The sequence below is a fragment of the Acinetobacter lwoffii genome, from assembly GCF_024129855.1.
Lineage (GTDB): Bacteria > Pseudomonadota > Gammaproteobacteria > Pseudomonadales > Moraxellaceae > Acinetobacter > Acinetobacter lwoffii_L.
The window spans coordinates 83,507-105,257 of sequence record NZ_JAMXXC010000004.1 but is presented as its reverse complement, the minus strand read 5'-3'; the positions used below and the strand labels follow the sequence as shown (position 1 = coordinate 105,257).

18 protein-coding genes are annotated in these 21,751 nt (G+C 42.3%); 8 read left to right on the top strand and 10 right to left on the bottom strand.

Going from position 1 to position 21,751, the window contains the following annotated elements:
- Positions 1 to 18 precede the first annotated feature (18 nt).
- The gene (locus NI465_RS05445; protein ID WP_253144551.1) at positions 19 to 363 is read right to left on the bottom strand and encodes an SMR family transporter; all 345 of its coding nucleotides are present in this window, start codon (positions 361 to 363) and stop codon (positions 19 to 21) included.
- Positions 364 to 453: 90 nt separating this feature from the next.
- Entirely contained in the window at positions 454 to 1,440 is a 987-nt protein-coding gene (locus tag NI465_RS05440; RefSeq protein ID WP_253144550.1) for an alpha/beta hydrolase, read from the bottom strand.
- Between the two features lie 266 nt (positions 1,441 to 1,706).
- Between NI465_RS05440 and NI465_RS05435 the strand changes: the two genes are divergently transcribed.
- Both NI465_RS05435 and NI465_RS05430 read left to right on the top strand, forming a co-directional pair.
- Complete coding sequence (locus tag NI465_RS05435; protein ID WP_253144549.1) at positions 1,707 to 2,150, top strand: universal stress protein; 444 nt, start codon at positions 1,707 to 1,709, stop codon at positions 2,148 to 2,150.
- 134 nt (positions 2,151 to 2,284) lie between these two features.
- Positions 2,285 to 2,731 (top strand): universal stress protein, encoded by a 447-nt coding sequence (locus tag NI465_RS05430; protein WP_004278835.1) that lies wholly within the window; start codon positions 2,285 to 2,287, stop codon positions 2,729 to 2,731.
- A 33-nt stretch (positions 2,732 to 2,764) separates the two neighbouring features.
- On the opposite strand, the gene NI465_RS05425 is transcribed toward NI465_RS05430, so the two are convergent.
- Positions 2,765 to 2,974 carry a hypothetical protein gene (locus NI465_RS05425; RefSeq protein ID WP_004278836.1) on the bottom strand — a complete coding sequence of 70 codons (210 nt, stop codon included), beginning with the start codon at positions 2,972 to 2,974 and terminating at the stop codon, positions 2,765 to 2,767.
- 215 nt (positions 2,975 to 3,189) lie between these two features.
- Complete coding sequence (gene pepN / locus NI465_RS05420) at positions 3,190 to 5,796, bottom strand: aminopeptidase N (RefSeq protein ID WP_253144638.1); 2,607 nt, start codon at positions 5,794 to 5,796, stop codon at positions 3,190 to 3,192.
- Positions 5,797 to 6,154: 358 nt separating this feature from the next.
- On the opposite strand from pepN, the gene NI465_RS05415 reads away from it, so the two are divergent.
- From NI465_RS05415 to thiM, 3 genes are all read left to right on the top strand, one after another.
- Positions 6,155 to 6,412 carry a hypothetical protein gene (locus NI465_RS05415; protein WP_253144548.1) on the top strand — a complete coding sequence of 86 codons (258 nt, stop codon included), beginning with the start codon at positions 6,155 to 6,157 and terminating at the stop codon, positions 6,410 to 6,412.
- Between the two features lie 161 nt (positions 6,413 to 6,573).
- Positions 6,574 to 7,734 carry a hypothetical protein gene (locus NI465_RS05410; protein ID WP_253144547.1) on the top strand — a complete coding sequence of 387 codons (1,161 nt, stop codon included), beginning with the start codon at positions 6,574 to 6,576 and terminating at the stop codon, positions 7,732 to 7,734.
- Positions 7,735 to 7,774: 40 nt separating this feature from the next.
- Positions 7,775 to 8,614, top strand: coding sequence for a hydroxyethylthiazole kinase (gene thiM / locus NI465_RS05405; RefSeq protein ID WP_253144546.1), 840 nt, complete (start codon positions 7,775 to 7,777; stop codon positions 8,612 to 8,614).
- Between the two features lie 571 nt (positions 8,615 to 9,185).
- Here thiM and NI465_RS05400 read toward each other — a convergent pair.
- On the bottom strand, positions 9,186 to 10,709 hold the full coding sequence (locus NI465_RS05400) for a TerC family protein (protein WP_005247303.1): 1,524 nt from the start codon (positions 10,707 to 10,709) through the stop codon (positions 9,186 to 9,188).
- A 742-nt stretch (positions 10,710 to 11,451) separates the two neighbouring features.
- Here NI465_RS05400 and NI465_RS05395 point away from each other — a divergent pair.
- Positions 11,452 to 11,916 carry a MarR family winged helix-turn-helix transcriptional regulator gene (locus NI465_RS05395; protein WP_004278843.1) on the top strand — a complete coding sequence of 155 codons (465 nt, stop codon included), beginning with the start codon at positions 11,452 to 11,454 and terminating at the stop codon, positions 11,914 to 11,916.
- A 77-nt stretch (positions 11,917 to 11,993) separates the two neighbouring features.
- Here NI465_RS05395 and NI465_RS05390 read toward each other — a convergent pair whose 3' ends face one another.
- The 5 genes from NI465_RS05390 to NI465_RS05370 all read right to left on the bottom strand — a co-directional run bounded on the left by NI465_RS05390 (position 11,994) and on the right by NI465_RS05370 (position 19,101).
- Positions 11,994 to 12,656: an SOS response-associated peptidase family protein gene (locus NI465_RS05390; RefSeq protein WP_253144544.1), complete on the bottom strand. Its 663-nt coding sequence runs from the start codon at positions 12,654 to 12,656 to the stop codon at positions 11,994 to 11,996.
- A gap of 92 nt (positions 12,657 to 12,748) precedes the next feature.
- On the bottom strand, positions 12,749 to 14,197 hold the full coding sequence (locus NI465_RS05385) for an aldehyde dehydrogenase family protein (RefSeq protein ID WP_253144543.1): 1,449 nt from the start codon (positions 14,195 to 14,197) through the stop codon (positions 12,749 to 12,751).
- 128 nt (positions 14,198 to 14,325) lie between these two features.
- The gene (locus tag NI465_RS05380; RefSeq protein WP_253144541.1) at positions 14,326 to 16,491 is read right to left on the bottom strand and encodes a malate synthase G; all 2,166 of its coding nucleotides are present in this window, start codon (positions 16,489 to 16,491) and stop codon (positions 14,326 to 14,328) included.
- A 366-nt stretch (positions 16,492 to 16,857) separates the two neighbouring features.
- Positions 16,858 to 18,009 carry a cell division protein ZapE gene (gene zapE, locus NI465_RS05375; protein ID WP_253144539.1) on the bottom strand — a complete coding sequence of 384 codons (1,152 nt, stop codon included), beginning with the start codon at positions 18,007 to 18,009 and terminating at the stop codon, positions 16,858 to 16,860.
- 84 nt (positions 18,010 to 18,093) lie between these two features.
- Complete coding sequence (locus NI465_RS05370) at positions 18,094 to 19,101, bottom strand: helix-turn-helix domain-containing protein (protein ID WP_004645451.1); 1,008 nt, start codon at positions 19,099 to 19,101, stop codon at positions 18,094 to 18,096.
- Between the two features lie 144 nt (positions 19,102 to 19,245).
- On the opposite strand from NI465_RS05370, the gene NI465_RS05365 reads away from it, so the two are divergent.
- Entirely contained in the window at positions 19,246 to 20,742 is a 1,497-nt protein-coding gene (locus NI465_RS05365; RefSeq protein WP_253144537.1) for a flavin-containing monooxygenase, read from the top strand.
- 68 nt (positions 20,743 to 20,810) lie between these two features.
- Entirely contained in the window at positions 20,811 to 21,719 is a 909-nt protein-coding gene (locus tag NI465_RS05360; protein ID WP_253144535.1) for a LysO family transporter, read from the top strand.
- Positions 21,720 to 21,751: the final 32 nt, after the last annotated feature.

Genomic DNA, 21,751 nt, shown 5'->3' with positions numbered 1-21,751 from the left:
GCTACCTTGTCTGCCTTTTTAATGCCCTGCAGTCTGGGAAAACAGGTTAATCACCACCACACCGGAAATGATCAGTGCAATCCCGATAAAAGCGGGCAAATCTAGCGCCTGCTTAAAGATCACATAGCCTGCGATTGCCGTAAGAACGATGCCTACTCCCGCCCAGATTGCATATGCAATGCCTAAGGGGATTACTTTAATCACCTGAGACAGCAAATAAAACGCAATACAGAATAAAACGACTACTGCCAGAGATGGCCATAATCGGGGAAAGCCTTCAGACTTCACCAGAAATGTTGATCCAGTCACTTCGGCAATAATAGCCAATGCCAACAATAAATATGCCCATGACACAGGATTCATTTTTTAAACTCCAAACTATTTTTCAATGATTGCTGTCGGGACGATCTGACACGATCAATCTTGAGAGATTCATTTTGCACAGTTTTCTCTTCACGGGGAAAGCTGATGTAAAAAATCCAAGGTTTTGACAAAAGTTTGCTGACTTTCCTTTTTGCCCATAAAAAACTGATATTCATGAATAAGCCAAGCCTTAGACTCTGGATAAAATATTTCAGTCACAGGAATCTGCTGTTCCTTCAAAGCTTTTACAAATGGTAGCGACTGAGTATCGGTCAGAAAATCCTTGTTCCCGCCACTGATGAACACTGGCGGATAAGACGGCGTAATATACTGGATTGGAGAAATCTGCTTTAAAAACGCGGCATCATGTTTACGCTCGCCGGTATAAGCCTGAATCAGGTTAAAGACACCCCATTCAATAATTTTCATTTCTTCAGGTGCTGTGCTGGCAAATGCTTCCAAGTCATAAATTCCACAATGCAAGATTAAACCTTTAAGCTGCGCAGGTTGCAGATGAGGCTGAATACCGGATTGGTTGGAAAATACAGGATTAGTCAAAAGAGCGGCGTAATGGCTGGCCATATTCGCCCCGGCAGAATCTCCGGCCAGATATAGGTTCTGGGCATCGATTTGATAGGTTTCTGCATAGGTATCGAGAAATTCAAGTGCCTGATTGATCTGGTGTAACTGGCTTGGATAGGTCGCTTGTGGCGCAAACTGATATTGCACGGATACCACATTATAGCCCTGTGCCGCCAGCAGCTTGAAATAACCCCGTGCATGTTCTTTAGAACCTGAAATCCAGCCGCCGCCATGAATCCAGACAATAGTCGGTCGCGGGCCAATACTGGCAATATTCTGCGGCTGATACAGATCCAGAGATAATTTCTGCTGCGGCGCATAGGTAATATTTTGCTGGACGATAACCGCACCAGGCGCATAACGATCCATCACTTTTTGCTGCAAGCCTGTGGTCAGGTTAAAAGCACCGGCAATGACTTTACTGTTCTGTGCGGTCTGACAGCCGGAAAGAATAACTGAACTTATGAGCAAAAGATGAATGGCAAAAAACCTCAAAACAGTCCCCTATACATGATCTAAAAACAGGCTACGGCAGTTTAAACTATCCTGCTGCAAACAAGGACTATTCATCCTCTTATTTTTGATCACTAAAACTGCAATTCCGAGTTTTTTACTCTGTTTTTTTCATCACTTTTACATGAAAAATATTTGTAATTTAATGAGTTTTTTCAATTTTACCGCTTTTTTGCAATTGCACCCGCCACAGCACTGTGCTATCAATAAACCAAGCCTAAAAATCAGACAACCTGCGGAGAAAAGCCATGGCCTATCAACATATTTTAGTCCCAGTGGACGGTTCAGAAATTTCCTTTTCTGCAGTACGACATGCTGCCAAAATTGCCAAGGCATTTGGTAGTCACCTTTCCCTGATCAGCCTGATCGCAGAAGATCCTTTTACCGAGGCTGATTTCTATTACAGCTCCTCTATCATGAAGGAATATTTTATCGAGGCACATGCCAATGCCAAAAAGGCCTTGAAAGAAGCCACTGCCATCGCAGCCGGTGAAGGTATTGAAGCGCAATCCCGCATTGTCACAGGTTTAGTCAATGCAGAACATATTGCTGAAACCGCGGGTGAGGTGAAAGCCGACCTGATCGTCATGGGTTCTCATGGCCGTAAAGGCTTCCAGAAAATGATTCTGGGCAGCTTTGCACAGGATGTATTGGGTGCGAGTGAAATTCCCGTACTAATCGTTAAAAAATAATCCTGATGCTGCGCATCTTCAAGATGCGCAGTACTTTCTACTTTACCTTTGAAAGTCTAGCAAAACATGCTGTGGAGATTTAGTCGCTCAAACCATACTCCCCTTTACTGCAATAATAAATATGAGGAAGCCCCATGAATAACTATGATCATCTTCTCGTAGCACTCGATGAGTCCTCGATTTCCTATGCTGCCGCAGATCACGCCCTGGAACTGGCCAAAGTATTTCATAGCCATGTCACTTTACTCAGTGTGATTGCGGTAGATCCCTTTAAGGGCGTAGATTTTTACAAAGTTGCTCCAGCAGTCACAGATTACTTTATGCATGCAGAACAAAATGCACTGGATCGTTTAAATGAACTGAAACTGAACTTTGTTCGTGATGGCATCCAGGTGACGACAAAAATCCTGCATGGCATGGCACCGTCAGAAGGCATTATGCAGGCTGCAAATGAATCCCCGACCGATATGATCATTATGGGTTCACATGGTCGTAAAGGTCTGCAAAAACTTATGCTGGGCAGTGTCGCTCAAAATGTTCTGGCACTTTCCTCTATTCCAGTCCTCATCGTCAGACAATAAGATGCTTGATCAAAGCCTGTATGATGCAGGCTTTTAGCGAAGTTTTTGATTTAACTCACTTAAGAAAATTTCAGCATCAAGCTGGCTTTGAAATACTTTTTTGTATTCTCCGACCTGCTGAATGGAATGCGGCGTATATTGAATGGAGATTTCAAGTAAGCCATTTTCAGGATTCTTGCTGACATGTACGGCAATAATATGCTGGCTATTTAAATAAAAACCATCTTCAATTTTCACTAACATATCTTGGACAACCTCTAGTAAGCGAATCTGTAGATCCCTTTACCTAGCTTACAGCTTAATAAACAAATACTCTTTTCCGTATAATCATACTGTAACACCCTTTAGTACTTACCTAAGCCTTTAGAGAAATTCAACTGTATTTAAAGCCAGCGTTTGAAATAAACAGGAAATAAAAAACCGGATCAGGTCGATCCGGTTTTTTATGAATATTGATGTTATACGCTGAGCATACTATTGAGTGTCTCAGACACATTTTTAGATTTAACCAGTGGCTTTAAGGTTTCAAGCTGTGCTTTCACTTCACTGCGTTGCGGTTCTGCCAAGGTATACCAGCGTGACAATACCTGTAGCAAACGTGAGCCTACAATCGGATTTTTCTCGTCCAGATATTTTGCCAGTCCAATAAAATGCTGCACGCCAAAGCTCCAGGTATTGACCGGATTAGCATTCAGCCCCCCGCTCACTGCACGGATACGGTTAGGCACAGCCAGATCATAATCCGGATGCTGGGTCAGATACGCAATCGTTGCATCCGTTGCTTTTGGATGTGCTGCCTGAACCATAAACCATTGGTCTAAAGACAAGGCTTCATCTTCAAAGCGGCTATAGAAATCTGCCAAAGCTTCTTCTGCTTGTGGTGCATCATTCCAGACCAAGACTTTCAGCGCACCCAAACGTTCAGACATATTGCCTGTGTGATATTGCTCATGGGCTAAATCAAAGGCAAATGCATCTCCCTGACGAGCCATCATCGTCAGCATGATGTTTCTTAAGGCGCGCACGCCCATTGCTTGCGAGAATTCAGATTGCAGATCAGGATCCAGATTAAGATAAGTTTCTTTCGCTGTTTCTCCAAAAGCACGTGCCAAGGTATGCAGCAAAGCCTCACGCTTTTCCTGAATCATGACCGGATTATAATCCTGATCAATACGGCTACCTAAATAACCTTCCGACGGTACATCAAACAGACGTGATGCCAACAGCGGATCTTTCTCAATCACATCCGGCAAGGTATTGAGCATAGCCTCGATATAAATTTCTGCAGGCTGGTCATCCAGCAAGATACGCTCGAGTAAGGTCTGAGTTGCTTGCCACTGGTTAAAACCATTGGTCTCGTATTGCAACAGGAAAGCCAGTTCTTTTTCTGAATAGTCAAAGTCCAGATTCACTGGTGCAGAGAAATTACGCAGCAAGGACACCACCGGTTTTGCTGTCACACCGCTAAATTCAATCGTGGCTTCATCCTGATCAAACAGATACACACCATCTTTGACGCCATTTTCAAAGAGTGCCTCAGAGTTCAGCGTTAGCTGCTCACCGGTTTCAGCATCAAACAATGCCAAAGCCACTGGAATGGGTACGGCTTTCAGATTTGGATATTTAGCATGGGTTTTCAGGCTTTGCTTAAAGCTGAGGCGATAGATTTGTGTCTCTACATCATATTCAGCTTTTGCTTGAAGTTTAGGTGTACCCGGCTGATTGTACCAGGTCAGGAAGTTTGAAAGATCCACACCTGAACCTGCTGTCAGTGCAGCCACCCAATCCTCAACTGTTACTGCTTGACCATCATGACGGCGGAAATATTCATCTGTACCCTGGCGGAATTTTTCCTTACCGAGCAAGGTCGCCATCATGCGGTTAATTTCAGCCCCTTTTTCATAAACAGTGGCAGTATAGAAGTTGTTAATTTCTACAAAATGATCTGGACGCGGCGGATGTGATAGCGGCCCTGAATCTTCCGGGAACTGATGTGCTTTCAGAACTGCTACATCATCAATACGCTGTACCGCAGCCGATTGTAAATCTTCCGAGAAAGACTGGTCACGGAATACAGTCAAGCCTTCTTTCAAACATAACTGGAACCAGTCACGACAGGTAATCCGGTTACCAGTCCAGTTATGGAAATATTCATGTGCAATGACTGACTGCACTCGCATGATTGCGGCATCAGTGGTGTACTCTTCATCGGCCAGCACGCATGAAGTATTGAAGATATTCAGACCTTTATTTTCCATGGCACCCATGTTGAATGCACTGGTCGCCACAATCATGTAGTTATCCAGATCATAAGGCAGACCATAATGCTCTTCATCCCAGCGCATGGAATGTTTGAGCGCTTCCATGGCAATCTTACATTTTGGAATATCTTTTTCTTCTGCGTAGATTTCCAGAGCCACATTGCGGCCTTCTGACGTGACATAAGAATCTTTCATCACTGCCAAATCACCAATGACACAGGCGAACAAATAGCTCGGTTTCTTGGTTGGATCCTGCCACACGGCATAGTGACGCTTTTCATCTACTTCACCGGTTTCCAGCAGGTTACCATTCGCGAGCAAGACCGGATATTTCTTGTCTGCCTCTACACGCGTTGTAAAGACCGACAACACATCAGGACGGTCTGGATAGAAAGTAATTTTACGGAACCCTTCTGGTTCATTTTGGGTCACAAACAGATCTGAACTGGCCTGATATAAACCTTCCAGCATAGTATTACTTTCAGGATGAATTTTAACCACGATTTCAAGCGACACTTGATCAGGCACATTGGCAATCACCAGTTGTTCAGCATCAAGATGGTAGTCTCTGTCATTCAGGGGTTGACCATTTAACCGGATCGATTGCAGTTCCAGATCGCGGCCAAGCAGAACCAGATCGCCAGCAGTCTGACGCTGCATCTCCAGCTTGCTGCTGACCAGACTGTGGTCACTGTAGACTTGAATATTCAGGTCTACAGAATCGACGACAAAGGAAGGTTTTTGATAGTCTTTTAAATAAATGGTTTGATCCGCTTCGATCACCGGGTTTGCCGCAATATTCATGTCCTGTCCTAATCTTTTATCGTGTTCGACATTGTTCATGTCAAAATCATACGCCAAGTTTGAAACGCTGTCTGTGCATTTGTATTGTCAGATCTAATATGAGCATTTCATGCACCACTTTCAATGCATTCTGCCTAAATGGACAGCACTCGGCTCTACATAAGAAATATCTGTGCCATAAAAATAGTCAGGATTATAATTTCTTACATTTTCATAAATAACTGATTTAGAAATATATAATTTTATTTGCAGAGTACCCCATAAATGAAGATTAAAAAATGAGCATACTTCTTGCTACAGTTAAACTGTGTTTTTCCACACTTCCAATGAAAAAATAATGATAATGATGAGGTGAGCCATGTATTTAAAACAGCATGTTGTACGGATCGAAAATATCAAAACTCTGCAGACCCTAGATCAGGCCAATATTGACCATAAAGTGATTGCACTGTTGATGAGCTGTGAAGGTATTCCGCTTCAGGCTCATGAAGTGACTGCCATTCTCAACACCTACGATGCACTGGGTACCAAAAAAGTTCCCTCTAAAAAGGTTCAGGCCTTAATTCATGCCAAACATCGCGGCGAGGAGGACGACACATTACCCTGCCCGGTTTAAAAAGTGTCATTTCATGTTTTTAAAATCAGAGCTACTTCGGTAGCTCTTCTCCTGTTTGGGTGACTATTTTTGATTTAGAAAAATTGTACCAGTCCACTACGTTTGCATCTCATCAGCCGTGTATAATCAAATGCCCGTCCATTCTAGAGTTGCTCGCGACCATGGTATTCAGTGTTCTGCAAAAACAGCTTGATGAAAGTACCCACTGTCCGCTGTGTAAGGCATCGATGTATTGGATTGAGGCAGAGCAATATGATCAGGAACTGAGCTATCACGAATGCAGCCATTGTCAGCATCAGCTGTATTCCGATCAAAAGCACAATTGTTATTGCGACCACTGTCTGGCGCAGCGTAAACGCATGCTCAAGGAAGTCCGTTTACAGGAAAACCGTCAATATCATAAAAAACAGGATCGACCGGTTCTTGAGCTGAATCAGCTCAGTTTTATCAATAAACTGTTTTTACTCGCGATTCTGGATGAACAGGTTCAGGAATATAGCCAGCACCGCGAATATATTGACTGGCATCAAATTCGATATTATTCCATCAGTCCCAACTATCTGTTTCAGCATGGTCTGGTGAAAAGCCTGATCCGGGATCAGGTTCTGATTCCCAAAGATCTCCAGCAGGAAAATCAGCATTATTATATTAATGTGCGACTGGATGGCTATTCTGAACCGACCCTGTTCAGCATTACCCAGCAGCTGCGCAATTGGTTTTATCAGAACCTGAGCCAAGGTGTGCCCTTTAAAAGTGCAGATGAAGTCAAAGATGCACTCTATTGCCTGCTGTATGAAGAAATCATTCAGTTTGCTCAATTCTATTGCCGTAGCTGGAATGTGCAGATTTCCGGAAATCAGAGCTTTCAGACCTTTTGCTATCGTCTTTTGGATGTACTGGCTGTAGGCCAGATTTATTATCTGGTACAAACGGGACTTGAATATCTGTACAAACAAAAAGCCCTCAAGCCTCGCAATGAAAACTTTATTAATACCAATCTGCTGAAAAAAACCTTGCAGCAGTACCGCGAACGTTCAGTTACAGAAAAATGGGAAACCTCTACTTTGCCTCGACCACCTCAACTGGCATTTAGCAAGATGAGCGAAATCTTGTTTTACCGTTTTCTGGGCTATGATGAAAATATCTTCTTTCAGCCGGTGTGGCGTTCGTGGCATAAGATCGAACCTCGCCTGAAATTTTATTCCCAAAAACGTTGTATGCACTGCGGCTCACAGGAACTGTCGGTGGATTATGATGCCAGTGATTATGTCAGCCTGTTCTGTCGTAGCTGCAAGCATCAAGACCACTATTTTACCCGCTGACCGAATACAACGAATATTTCTCTTCTTCTAAATAACCATTATGACGACTTCTACGCAAGCACTACAGCAAACGCTTCTGGATCAGATCTGTGAGGCCTGGTTGAAACTTCAGCAACAGCAGCCCCTGGTACATATAATGACCAATACGGTGGCCAGTAACTATGTCGCCAATATTGTACTGGCTGCACATGCATCTCCGGCTATGATCGACAATCCGTTTGAAGCTGAAAGTTTTGCCAAGATTGCTGCAGCGATCAGTCTGAATCTGGGTACACCAACCACCGAGCAAGTTCAGGCGATGCAGATTGCTGCGAAAACTGCCCATCAATTGCAAAAACCGTGGGTGCTTGATCCGGTCGGTTATGGAACAGTTCTGCACTGGCGTTCTGGCATCGTAGATCAGTTGATACATTCCCAGCCTACGATTTTACGAGGCAATGCTTCTGAAATTGGTACTTTGGCTGGCAAGCAGATCGAGTCCAAGGGTGTAGACAGCACAGTAGACAGTGGGGATGTTTATTTACAGGCGCGAAGTTTGCTGGATCATTGTGAATGTATCGCAATCTCCGGTGAATCTGATTACATTATTTCGAAAGACTATCCTGTGATACAGGTGTCAGGCGGTTCTGCTTTACAGCCCCGAATCACGGCGATGGGATGTGCACTCGGTGCACTGATCGCTGCCTATAGTGCAGTAACGTCTCCAGCCCTTGCTGCATTAACGGCACATGTACATTTTGCAATTGCCGGTCAATTGGCATTTGAACGCGCACAACAGTTAGGCAGTTTTAATGTCGCCTTTCTGGATGAAATCCACCAACTCAATACTGAAACAATCCGAAAATACGCCAACTTTAAAATTCTGCCAGAATCCATTTAGTTTACTGGTCGCTTCACAGGGTGTTTATTCTCTTGAATAGATAAACGCCCCTATTTAGATTGATCCTGCTCATTTGCTCTATTGACCTCATTAGAAATGTTTTGTCTAGCTCTTTCGGAGATCATTTTTGAGTAGTTTTATTCTGAACTGAGTAGGCTTCATGCAACTTATCTAGTGATTTCCACACAAACGGTTTCCATTTTACTTAAGATCTGTTTGCATCATGCAAATCTAGTTCATGTGAATTGTAGTTCAATTTTTTGTCAGTATTTAAATATGACTTTTAAGTTTTGATTAACAGGTTACATGAATCAATATTTGATGCTTGATCATGCTTATTTTCGATTGCTGACTTGACTTTTTCGGCTTCAAAATCTCACTGCAATATCCGGATATTCAGCTCAATCGGGAACATGACTAATAGTATGAATAAACTGATAAAAATCAGTTTAAACGAAGGCTCATATTATTTTAATGAGCCACATTCAACAGACATGCATTAAAAAAGCCAGCTGCCACTAAAGCAACTGACTTTTAGAATTTGAACAAATAACGTGTTTAAAACACCTGTTTAACCTACATAATGAATGCTGACCGACTTGATACGATTGCTTTCAATTTCAGTGACTTTGAACTGCACACCTTGATAATTTAACTCGGTGCCCACTTCAACCGTACTGTTGGTTTTATCCAGAATCAAACCCGCCACACTGATATAACCGGCATCTTCATCAATCAGATCAATCATGCCAAGCTCAAGCTCAAGCTGATAAAGATCTAACATGCCCGATGCAATCCAGTGCGTATCATCGATTTTAACTAGATCTAGCTGTTCGTCTGCATCCGGGAATTCACCAGCAATTGCTTCAAATACATCTAGCGGTGAAATCAGACCCTGTACATTACCAAACTCGTCACTCACCAAGACCAAAGAACCTTTAGAAGTACGCAAGGTATTAATCGCGTCAATAACTTTCATCTTTTCAAAGATATAAATTGGGCGATGACGTTTAATCAGTGCTTTTAATTCTTCCGGCTCTTCCAGTACATCCAATAATTCTTTGGCACGTACTACGCTAATCACCTTATCTAGGCTACCGCGACATACCGGGAACAGACTGTGTGGAACAGACAGAATTTTTTCACGGATCTGTTCTGGGCTATCTTCCAGATCAACCCATGAAATCTGACCGCGCGGCGTCATGATCGAAGCGACTGAACGCTCTGCAAGGGTAAGCACCCCACCAATCATATAGCGTTCTTCATCTGCAAAGGTTTCTTGTGCCTGATTATTTTGACTGTCGGTCGTCTCTAGCTTGCCACCCATTAACTTCAGGATCGAGTCAGCCGTACGATGACGCAAAGGAATCTTGGATTCATGTTTAGCAGCATTACGCTGACCGAACTGGTTGAATGCTTCGATTATGATCGCAACACCAATACCTGAATAGATATAGCCTTTTGGAATATGGAAACCAAAACCTTCTGCAATCAGGCTGATACCAATCAAAAGTAGGAAGCTTAAACACAGAATCACCACGGTTGGATGGCGATTCACAAAGTTGGTCAATGGTTTCGATGCCAGTAGCATCACGCCCATTGCGACAATCATGGCAGCCATCATGACATAAATATTGTCGACCATACCAATGGCGGTAATCACTGAATCTAAAGAGAAAACAGCATCTAAAACAACAATCTGTGCAACAACAGCAGTGAAACTTGCATATACCACATTGGTAGACACTGTGACTTCAGGTTTACCTTCAATCTTTTCATGCAGCTCAGTAACGGCCTTATACACCAGGAACAAGCCACCAAATAACAAGATCAGGTCCCGACCGGAGAAGGTCCAGTCAAACACAGTAATCAATGGTTGTGTCAAAGTGACCAACCAGGCAATGGCAAATAACAGGCCTAGACGCATGAATAATGCGAGAGACAAACCAATAACACGTGCTTTATCGCGTTGTTCAGGAGGAAGTTTTTCAGCCAGAATGGCAATGAAGACTAGGTTATCAATACCTAAAACAATTTCAAGAATAATAAGAGTAATTAAACCTACCCAGATTCCGGGATCTAATAAAAATTCCATTAGAGAATGACCCCGTTCGAGTAAGCTAGAAATAGAGATGGAAGATCAACGCACGGCGAGGGATCCATTAAAATTTAACCTATGCAACTTAAGACTATTCCATTATGCATAAACTGAGTATTTTGTAATGTATTAATTTACAAAAAAATTACATGATCATGATTTTATTGAGACTTTTATGACCAACTGATTGATGCTGAAACTGATTAATTTTAATTTTTTCTACATCATGTATTCGAATTGAATTAAAAATAAACAGAATTTAGTTTGATTAGGCTATTATTTTTAAGGTCACTTAAAGATTAGAGCATAAACTATTTTTTTATTGAAAGAACAATCACTTAAAAATATAGCTGTAAATAATCATTTACTATATTGACTAAAACCACTCAATCACCCTATATTTCTTAAATCGATTAATTTATTGAAATACAATTATTTGCATTAAAACCTATTCAGACAGGCTGCTTAAGAATAATAAAAAGTCTTGGAAAACATTTCTACTCACGAAATACATAATGAGGAATTAAATTTATACAAAATATTATCGCCTTTCATCCGATTTTAAAGAACAATCTTCGCGCCAGATAAGGCTCACATGCAGAACTGATCAACTCCTTGGGATGTTAAGCAAAACTAAAAAGTGTTAGCGCTTTAACATTTTTAAAATAAAGGTTGAAATATGCATAAACTTTTTCATAAAATGAACGGGCCCTAGAAAAATAAATACAAGGAACATTTCATGACTAAGAAATATGCAAAATTTTTGCCGTGTACGGAAGAATTTAATTTAGAAAACTTTCCATATTATTGGGTAACTCAGGTTCATGCTCAATACGTCGTTAATGTCGATCATGCACTAAAAAAGTATGGTGTTGACAATTCCCGCCGCCGCATCCTTCTTGCACTAAAAGCCAAACCGCATGCCAGTGTTTCTGATTTGTCAGAGATGGTTGTTTCTAAAATGTCGACCACGACTAAAATTGTCTACCGCTTAAAAGACGAAGGTCTGGTTGAAACCTATTCATGTGAGGATGACGCACGGATTACCCGAGTATTTTTGACTGACAAAGGCATGCAAATGACACATAAGATCAATGATCTGACCAATGTCGTACTGGAACAGTCATTTGAAGGCCTGACGCCTTTGCAAATTGAAAAAACCATGGAAAGTTTACGTCATATTTTCAAAAATTTAGCTCGTTAAAGACCTACTTTTTATTTTAAATAGACGCTGGCGAATTGGCGCATACTTTATAATAATAAATAATTCGCCAGAGCTTTCTAAAAATCAAAAAAGTTCAGTTGTGGACTGACTTTTTTGATTTTTTCTTTTGGTACATGTGAGCATTCAAAATCTTCTACCGGAAAGCCCTCTACAAAGTTACGAATATCCGGATGCCTTAGCGTTAGCCATTCTTGCAGTCGCTGCTGTGGAATCACAATAACCGAGCGTTTGATATTACCCGGCTCATGAAACTCCTTCATCATGGGATGGTCAATTGCATCCATGGTAATCATACTGGCAGAGCGTACAATTTCACCTTGTACCCGAGCAATCTCATACACAGCTGCAATAAAAGTCGCCTGACCATCTTTACGTCTTACACCCCAACGCTGCGGTTTATTGTCAAAATATTTGGACTCATAAAATTCCGATACCGGAATGACGCCAAAATGACATTTGGCGGTGGCTTCAGCGAAGGTGGGCCTTTGCAGTAAGGTTTCATTTCTGGCGTTATAGGTCTTGGTACCTATAGTTTTGTCTTCTGCCCATTTCGGAATGAGTCCAAAATTCACGGAACGCCATTCCAGTCCTTGAGCTGAATGAAACAAAAGCGGTGTAGCATAATTGGGATAGACCCCCTCTGGATATTCAAAAGGAATTTCTGGCAATCCCAGATTATGCAACTGCTCTGAGGTTAAAGGCTTAAAATTGGCGCACATGGTTCATATATGTAAATCATTCGACCATCAGATTATACCGTGATGCCAAGTCGAAGCCTGTCGTATTTCTATAGTTTTAGGCGCGTTGACTGTTATGAATTCGGGACAGTCAACCAATGTGTCCGGGTAAATTCCTCAAAAATCCAGCGGCCATTAAAACGACCCAATCCTGAATTTTTCTCGCCGCCAAAGGGTGCATTTGACTGATCTGCAACACTAATACCATTAATATGCGTCATACCAATATCCAGTTGTGCGGCAAAAGCAGTGCCTCGCTCGATGTTTGAAGTACATACTGCGCTGGATAAACCAAACTCGGTCGCATTGGCCAGATTTAAAGCATGTGCTTCATCCCGGGCTTTTAAGATAGGTAAAATTGGACCGAAGCTTTCTTGCTGCGCCAGATCGGAATCTTCCGCGACATCAATAAAAATATGCGGATAGACCAGATTCCCTTCAATTCCTCCTTCATACACCAGTTGTGCGCCCTGCTCGCTGCCTGTTTGAATGATCTGTTGATGCTTTTCAACCTGACTCTGATTAATGATCGGACCGATCACGGTATCTTCCAGATTTGGATCACCCACCGGAATCATTTTGATCCGATCCAGGAGCTTATCTACATAAGCATCATGGATAGAGGCATCGACAATGACCCGGTTAGTACTCATGCAAATTTGTCCCTGATGCATAAAACGCCCCATCAGCGTTAGTTCAACCGCAAGATCAAGATCGGCATCATCCAGAATGACCAAAGGTGCATTGCCACCCAGTTCAAGTGCCAGACGCTTGATTCGTGAACTGGCCAAGGCTTTACTGCCGACACTTTTCCCCACTTCGGTGGAGCCGGTAAATGAAATCATTTTCGGCACTGAATGCTCAACAAAATAATCCCCGATTTCACTGCCAGCACCGGCAACAATATTCAGTGCACCTGCAGGCAAACCTGCCTCTTCAAATAATTTACCAATTAAGGTGCCGCCAGTCACCGGCGTATCACTGGCCGGCTTCAATACAACGGTATTGCCACAGGCAATTGCAGTAGCCACTGAACGTAAAGACAAATGAAATGGAAAGTTCCATGGACTGATGACTGCAATCACGCCTAAAGGCTTACGTAAAACCATACTTTTACGTGCTGGATCTTTGCTTTCGAGCTGTTCTGTTTGGATCTGATCTGGAAAAGCCAGACTTTCCTGAATGATGCCTAAAGCAGCATCTACCTCAACGCCGGCTTTAATGCGCGTACTGCCTGATTCAATAATGAGCCAGTCAATGATTTCGTCCCGACGCTGCTGAATAATTGTCATCACATTTTGCAGCACTGTTTTTCGTACTTCAGTGGGATTCAAAACACCCTGCTGAAAAGCCTGCTCTGCTGCGGTATAAGCACTGTCGACATCGACAGAACTGGCAGCTGGCATACTAAAAATTTCACTCTGGGTATAGGGATTAATATTTTTTATTATTCTGGTTGAAGTACCAGCTTGCCACTGACCATGAATAAACTGCTGGTCTAAATTTTGATATACCGTTGTCATTTTATTGTTTCCTCACATGCTTTGCCCCACTTTAAGAGTTCAACTGGAAAATTTCTAGTCAAAACAACGACGGCTTACCATTAGACAATAAAAAAGCCTCCGAAGAGGCTTTTTTAAGCTAGACAGGATTAGTCACCTGTATAACCTTTTAACTTTAAACGCGCTGCGTGCAGAAGCGGCTCGGTATAACCTGATGGCTGCTCACCACCTTTAAAAATCAAGTCAGATGCTGCCTGGAACGCAATATTGTTGGCAAAGTCAGCAGACATTGGCGTATACAGTGGATCATTGGCATTTTGCTCATCCACAATTTTCGCCATACGTTGCATAACTTCTTCTACTTGCTCACGACTTACGATACCGTGACGCAACCAGTTCGCAACGTGTTGTGAAGAAATACGTAGAGTTGCACGGTCTTCCATTAAACCGACATCATTGATGTCTGGCACTTTAGAACAACCTACACCCAAATCTACCCAACGAACCACATAACCTAAAATACCTTGACAGTTATTTTCAAGTTCTTTGGTTTTTTCTTCTTCAGACCAGTTAGTGTCTTTCGCCAATGGCGGTGTCAACAAATCATCTAGAGATAAAGGCTGAGTCGACAATAGTTCTTGCTGACGGTCTGCAACATTAATCTGGTGATAGTGAATCGCGTGGATCACCGCACCTGTAGGTGATGGAACCCATGCACAGCTCGCACCCGCTTCAGGATGTTCAGCTTTGGTTTTGTACATGTCAAGCAGCATGTCTGGCTTTGGCCACATGCCTTTACCGATTTGTGCTTTACCACGTAAACCTGCTTGCAGACCGATCATCACGTTACGGTTTTCATAAGCTGGGAACCAGATTTGGCCTTTTACTTCGCCTTTACGAACGAATGGACCAGCTTCCATAAAGGTATGGATTTCATCGCCGGTACGGTCCATGAAACCTGTATTGATGAAGATCGTACGATCTTTGGCTTGTGCAATACAGTTCTTCAAGTTCACAGAAGTACGGCGTTCTTCATCCATAATCCCGATTTTTAAAGTTTTTGCAGGTAAGCCAAGTGCCTGTTCTGCACGTTCAAACAATTCAACGGCAAATGCCACTTCTTCAGGACCATGCATTTTCGGCTTAACGATATACATTGAACCTTGACGCGAGTTCTTGATCGTGTTTTCACCTTTGATGTCTGCAAAAGACAACAATGGCGTAACCAATGCATCCATGATGCCTTCATAGATTTCTGCGCCATCTACCAGAATCGCAGGGTTTGTCATTAAATGACCAACATTACGCAGCAACATCAATGAACGGCCGTGAACTTTAGTTTCACCACCTTCTACATTTTTGAAAGTACGGTCTTCATTCAGTTTACGGGTAACAGTTTTACCGTTTTTCTCAATAGACTCTTCTAAAGTACCTTTCATCAGGCCTAACCAGTTACGGTAGCCTTCTACTTTCTCTTCAGCATCAACAGCTGCAATCGAGTCTTCCAAGTCCTGAATGGTCGTAACCGCAGCTTCAAGAACTACATCTTTTACACCAGCGGCATCAGTTTGGCCAATCGGGCTGCTGGCATCAATTTGCACAATAGCGTGCAGGCCATTATTTTTAAATACGATTTCAGTCGGTGCTGAAGCTTCGCCATTGTAGCCAACGAATTTAGCTGCATCTGCCACAGTTGTTTTTGAACCGTCTTTTAGGGTAACAACCAGTGCATTAGCTTCAACTGCGTATTGAGTTGCATCTGCATGCGAACCTTGTGCCAATGGGAAAGTTTCGTTGAGGAAATTCTTTGCAAATGCGACAACTTTTTCACCACGTTTCGGGTTATAGCCTTTGCCTTTTTCCGCGCCATCTTCTTCAGAGATGACATCGAAGCCATAAAGTGCATCGTACAAAGAACCCCAACGTGCGTTTGCAGCGTTCAAGCAGTAACGTGCATTACGTACTGGTACCACCAACTGTGGACCTGCCAGTATTGCAATTTCTTCATCTACATTTTCAGTGCTGATTTGAAAATCTTCTACTTCTGGTAACAAGTAGCCAATTTCAGTCAAGAAAGCTTTGTAAGCTTGTAATTCAAATGTGTTATTGCGGTGCCATTCATCAATTTTCGCCTGAATGTCATCACGCTTAGCCAAAAGTGCTTTATTTTTAGGGCTAAGATCAACAACGACTTGTTCAAAGTTTTTCCAGTATGTTTCGCTGTCTAAACCAGAACCTGGTAGTGCTTCATTTTCGATGAAATCGTAAAGTTCTTTAGCAATCGCTAACTTGCCTTTTTGAATACGTGCAGTCATTGTCTTTCCTGATATTGCTACTTTTTATACAAGAGATTCTAGTATACCGATTAAAATCTAGCTGAATAGTATTATCACATTGCTAAATACTGAGCATTTTTTCTAATATGAATACCCTCATAAACATATTTGATCTTTCTCAGTTACAAATAGATATCATTCTGCTAAATACCCTAATGACAGTGTATAAAGTTTTCGAAATGTAGAAATTAGACTTAAGTTCAGATTTTCGAGTAAAAATTATGCATTCTAGTTATACACGATCACATTTAGACCAAGATTAAGCCATGTTTAATCAGGCTTGTCGATAATTTAAGTCCCTATTTTTATAAAAAAAGCGCTGGTAAATGACCAGCGCTTTTATTCTTAGTCTCCGTTCACGGAGGCGATTTTCTCAATCTGGCGATGTTCAGAATTCAGGTATTCATCCGACTGCATTTCCAGCAAACGGGAACGGGTCCGTTCAATTTCAAAGGCCAGTTTTTCACCCTGGTAAATATCCACGATATTATCTTCTGAGGTTAAGAGTAACTTGACGCCACGGTCATAAAATTCATCGACCAGATAAATAAAACGGCGTGTTCCATCATTCAGGAAATCGGTCAGGTGTGGCACATTACTCACCAAAACCGTATTATAAATATTGGTGATTTCAATAAAATCAGCCGGACTGCGTGGCTTTAAACACAGTTCAGAAAATTCACACCACAATACATCTTCAGTATGTGACACGGTTTCAACAATACGGTTGTTGATAATAATCGGCTCTTCAGAACAGGTCTGAGTCTGGGTCAAAGCGCTAAAACGTTGAGCAATCCAGTTTTTATGATCATGCGTTAACGGGAATTTAAACAATTGTGCCTGTTTTAGAACCCGTAGACGGTAATCGACTCCGGCATCAACATTTAAGACCACACAGTTTTTCTTGACCAGTTCGATGGTAGGCATAAAACGGTCACGGTGAATGCCGTTCTTATATAAACCGTCCGGTGCGATATTCGAAGTAGCGACCAAGGTGATACCACGTTCAAACAGCTTCTGGAACAGATCGCTCAGGATCATTGCATCCGTCACGTTAGACACAAAAAATTCATCAAAACAGATGATGACCGCTTCTTTATAAATTCGATCCGCCACGATATCTAGCGGATTACGCTGTCCGGATAATTTGTTTAACTCACGATGCACATGCTGCATAAAATGGTGAAAATGCATCCGGGTTTTACGGCGAAACGGAATCGAATCGTAAAACTGATCCATTAACCAAGTTTTTCCACGCCCCACACCACCCCACATGTACACCCCTTTCGGAGATGTCTGACGGCGAAAGCGGCGAAATGCTTTTTTCGATGCCTTAAAACGCTGAATCAATTCCAGCCAGACACGATTCAGTTCATGTACTGCCATTGCCTGTGCTTCATCAGGCATAAACTGTCCCGAAGAGATCGCTTGTGCATAACGTTCTGCAGGAGAAATCGGACTAAAAGCGGTGCTGTGCTGTGAATTAAAATCGGACATAGAATTTCGTACTATTTGGGATCAATTTAATTATAGCGGAGTTTAATCAACACGCTATAACACTTTGGCATAAACTAACTTAGGCTATTTTATATATTGCCGAGGACTTTGCCCAAACCAGCGTTTAAAGGCATGGTTAAAAGCGGCCGGCTCGGAATAGCCTAATAATTCTGCAATCATTTCAATCGAATACTGTTTATATTCAATCAGTCGCAAAGCCTTATCTTTAATAATTTCTTCGCGAATCTGCTTATAACTGGTATCACACTGCTGTAACTGATGCCGCAAGGTTCGTTCCGGAATATTCAACGCCTGTGCCGTTTCAGCCATGCTCGGCATCAGGCCGCTTTGGATTTCCAGATAATCCTGCACACGCTGCACCACAGTCGGCGTCTGCTCATCCTGTTGCAAACGCTCCAGTTCAGCCAGACATTTGGCTTCATAAACGGCAAAAGTCACCGCATCCGCAGAAGGAATTTTAATATCCAACACTGCTTCATCAAACCAGAATGCTGCCCGAGATGCATCAAACTGTACCTGTGTTCCATAATAATCATGATAGACCTTTAAGGTATTCAGATCTTCTGGATAGGCAAATGGCAACTCGATCCGCAAATCAGGTTTGGATAAGCCCATCAATTTGTAGATTTCCCGGATAAACTTAAACGTTCCGGAAATCTCTGCCTGTGCCAGCAACATTCTCAAATGATCATCCTGCTGCTTGGCTCGATAACATAGCGCGCTATGATGCTCGCTTTGCTGCAAGGCCAACTGACCGGTCAAATGCGTCAACTGCTGAAAACGGATCACCTGATTCAATGCATCACGTACCGTAGGACTGGTCACCAGCAACATGAGTAAGGGACCATAACCTGCCAAAGCATAATGCTGGCCAATCAATAATCCCTGTTCAGGTTGGATTTCCTGTCCCACCACCTTAAGCACATCATGTTCCAGACTCGGATGGATCACCGAGCTTGGATCAAAGGCATCTACACGCAGCCCAATGTTTTGCAGTTTCTGATCGACCTCCATGCCAGCCTTGCGCATTCCTTGAATCAAATACATCAGACTGAGAACAGAACGTTTCATAACCATACAAATACAATGTGATTATTCTAGTTGTACTATAAAAATAATGTGTCGGCTATTGCCGTTTAGATCATTTTTCTGTCTAATCACCAGGGAGCAAATTACGATAAATATCCAACATTAAAATAAGTAAGGAATGTGGTGATGCTAGATCATGCCACCGCTACACGCTCCCCCCCTCATACCAAAGTTGCCATTATTGGAGCCGGTTTCGGCGGTATTGCCATGGCAATACGTTTACAACAGCATGGTATTTATGATTTTATTATTCTTGAAAAAGGGAGCGATTTTGGCGGAACCTGGCGGGGCAATCAGTACCCTGGAGCAGCCTGTGATGTGCAATCACATTTATATTCCTTGTCATTTGCACCGAAAAGCAATTGGTCCAAACGTTATGCGGAAGCACCCGAGATATTTTCTTACATTCAGGATCTGGTGACCGATTATAACCTGCGTGCTTTTTGCCGTTTAAATACCGAAGTACTGGCAGCACATTACCAGGCAGAACGCTGTCTATGGCAATTACAGCTACAGGATCAAAGTATCCTTGAAGCCCAGTTTGTTATATTCGCTTCCGGACCTTTACATATTCCGCAAATCCCAGATATTCTCGGTATTGAGAAATTCCAAGGCAAAGTCTTTCATTCTGCGCAATTGGATCACACTTATGACCCGACTGGCAAAAATGTCGCATCGATTGGGACAGGTGGCAGTGCCATTCAATATATTCCGGAAATTGCCCCGCAATGCAAACATCTGTATGTCATGCAACGTACTGCGGCCTGGGTCATTCCTCGTGATGAACACGCCTACCCGAATCTTGAAAAGAAACTCTTTAAAAAATATGACTGGTTTCGAAAGTTACATCGCACGCGCCTATATTGGTCAAATGAATCGCGTGTGGTACCGATTGTCAAACCGGGTATTATGAAATTCACCCAAAAACTGGCAGAACTATTCATTAAATATGAGGTCAAAAACCCTGAATTGGCCAAAAAACTGACTCCCGATTACATCATGGGCTGTAAACGCATTCTGGTTTCAAACCGCTACTTTCCGACTTTTAACCGCCACAATGTAGAACTAGTGACCGAGAAGATTCAGGAACTGACTGAACACAGTATCATTACACAAGATGGAAAAGAGCGGCCGATTGACTGTCTGATTTATGGCACCGGATTCATTACCGATCCACGTATCTATATGAAGAATTTTCAATGTACCGGGCTTGATGGCGTAGAACTGAATGAAATGTGGAAACAAGGTGCTGAAAGCTATTATGGAATTTGCGTGAAAGACTTTCCAAACCTGTTTCAGTTACTGGGGCCAAATACCCTATTGGCACACAACTCTGTCATTTTTATGATTGAGGCACAAGTTGAATATATTTTGCAATTGATGCAACTGGTCGATCAATCCCAAAGCGATGCCATTATGGTTAAAGACCAGGCACAAGATACATTTAATCAGCAGGTGCAACATATGTTTGAAAAGACCGTGTGGCAATCTGGCTGTGTCAACTGGTATCAGCAGGAAGGTGGCAAGAACTTTGCCTTATGGCCAACTTATACCTGGAAATACTGGCTCAAAACCAAAAAGCCAAATGTCGCGGATTATCGATTATTGAATAAAGTCACCTAAAAGCTTTTTACCATCTGGCATCAAGCGGTGGCATAATTTATAGGTAATTTTTTCAATCCATTAAACTTATGCAATCGCTTTGGCTCATCTTCCAGCTTCTACTCTGTCTAGCACTCGGTTTTACAATGGCAAAACGAATTCCGATTTCGATTATTAAAATCTGTTTCAAGCTATTGCCCTATTTTAGCTATATTTTATTGATTGCGATTGCCTTTGAATTTTCACAATTGGTAGATGAATTGCAGCATCCTCTCCAGATTTTGAGTACGTCGATCAGCATTGCCTTTCTGACCTCGCTCGGTGCTTTTGCATTTTGTTATCTACTATTTAAATGGGTAGGTTATCTTCCGAGTTCAGGCCGAGTATCACTCGATCTGGTACTTAAATCCTTGCTGAATATGAGCTATGCCTTTTTGGCTCTCGCAGGTGGATACTTTTTACATGCAGGCTTGAGTCTGTTTGATCTATCCTTGCAAATCAGCACCTGGCATTTGTTGCTGGTATTTATGTTCATGATTGGCCTGGATCTGGCTTATTCGCCTTTAGATCGTTCTTGGTTAAATTTTAAAATTCTCTTAGTTCCGATTGGTTGTATTTTTGGTTCATTATTTGCAGTCATGCTTTATTCATTCTGGAATACAGACATCAGTCTAAAAGATTTGATCATGCTGTCACAAGGCTATGGATTTTACTCAATGTCAGGTGTTGTCGTAACAGAACTCAGAAATGCAGAACTCGGCAGTATCGCGCTAATGAATGACCTGTTTAGAGAAATTTTTGCCATCTTACTCATGTATTGTATGGGCTGGAGATACCCAAGATCCGCCATTTCCGCAGCGGGTGCAACTGCGATGGATGTGACTCTACCGATGGTTAAACAGGCCTGTGGGCATGATTTTATTCCACATGCCATGGTCAGTGGTTTTATTTTGTCACTGTTAGCACCAGTCATGGTGAGTGTACTGGCAGCGATTTAATTACTTTATCACTTTCTCAATCTCACTAAATT

Bases quoted from the DNA above. Each gene is read 5' to 3' on its own strand.
- pepN (WP_253144638.1), bottom strand. From the start codon at position 5,796: ATGAATATTGCGGCAAACCCGGTGATCGAAGCGGATCAAACCATTTAT.
- thiM (WP_253144546.1), top strand. From the start codon at position 7,775: ATGACGACTTCTACGCAAGCACTACAGCAAACGCTTCTGGATCAGATC.
- NI465_RS05385 (WP_253144543.1), bottom strand. From the start codon at position 14,197: ATGACAACGGTATATCAAAATTTAGACCAGCAGTTTATTCATGGTCAG.
- NI465_RS05400 (WP_005247303.1), bottom strand. From the start codon at position 10,709: ATGGAATTTTTATTAGATCCCGGAATCTGGGTAGGTTTAATTACTCTT.
- NI465_RS05360 (WP_253144535.1), top strand. From the start codon at position 20,811: ATGCAATCGCTTTGGCTCATCTTCCAGCTTCTACTCTGTCTAGCACTC.
- NI465_RS05435 (WP_253144549.1), top strand. From the start codon at position 1,707: ATGGCCTATCAACATATTTTAGTCCCAGTGGACGGTTCAGAAATTTCC.
- NI465_RS05395 (WP_004278843.1), top strand. From the start codon at position 11,452: ATGACTAAGAAATATGCAAAATTTTTGCCGTGTACGGAAGAATTTAAT.
- NI465_RS05370 (WP_004645451.1), bottom strand. From the start codon at position 19,101: ATGAAACGTTCTGTTCTCAGTCTGATGTATTTGATTCAAGGAATGCGC.
- NI465_RS05410 (WP_253144547.1), top strand. From the start codon at position 6,574: ATGGTATTCAGTGTTCTGCAAAAACAGCTTGATGAAAGTACCCACTGT.
- NI465_RS05365 (WP_253144537.1), top strand. From the start codon at position 19,246: ATGCTAGATCATGCCACCGCTACACGCTCCCCCCCTCATACCAAAGTT.
- NI465_RS05390 (WP_253144544.1), bottom strand. From the start codon at position 12,656: ATGTGCGCCAATTTTAAGCCTTTAACCTCAGAGCAGTTGCATAATCTG.
- NI465_RS05430 (WP_004278835.1), top strand. From the start codon at position 2,285: ATGAATAACTATGATCATCTTCTCGTAGCACTCGATGAGTCCTCGATT.
- NI465_RS05415 (WP_253144548.1), top strand. From the start codon at position 6,155: ATGTATTTAAAACAGCATGTTGTACGGATCGAAAATATCAAAACTCTG.
- zapE (WP_253144539.1), bottom strand. From the start codon at position 18,009: ATGTCCGATTTTAATTCACAGCACAGCACCGCTTTTAGTCCGATTTCT.
- NI465_RS05380 (WP_253144541.1), bottom strand. From the start codon at position 16,491: ATGACTGCACGTATTCAAAAAGGCAAGTTAGCGATTGCTAAAGAACTT.
- NI465_RS05445 (WP_253144551.1), bottom strand. From the start codon at position 363: ATGAATCCTGTGTCATGGGCATATTTATTGTTGGCATTGGCTATTATT.
- NI465_RS05425 (WP_004278836.1), bottom strand. From the start codon at position 2,974: ATGTTAGTGAAAATTGAAGATGGTTTTTATTTAAATAGCCAGCATATT.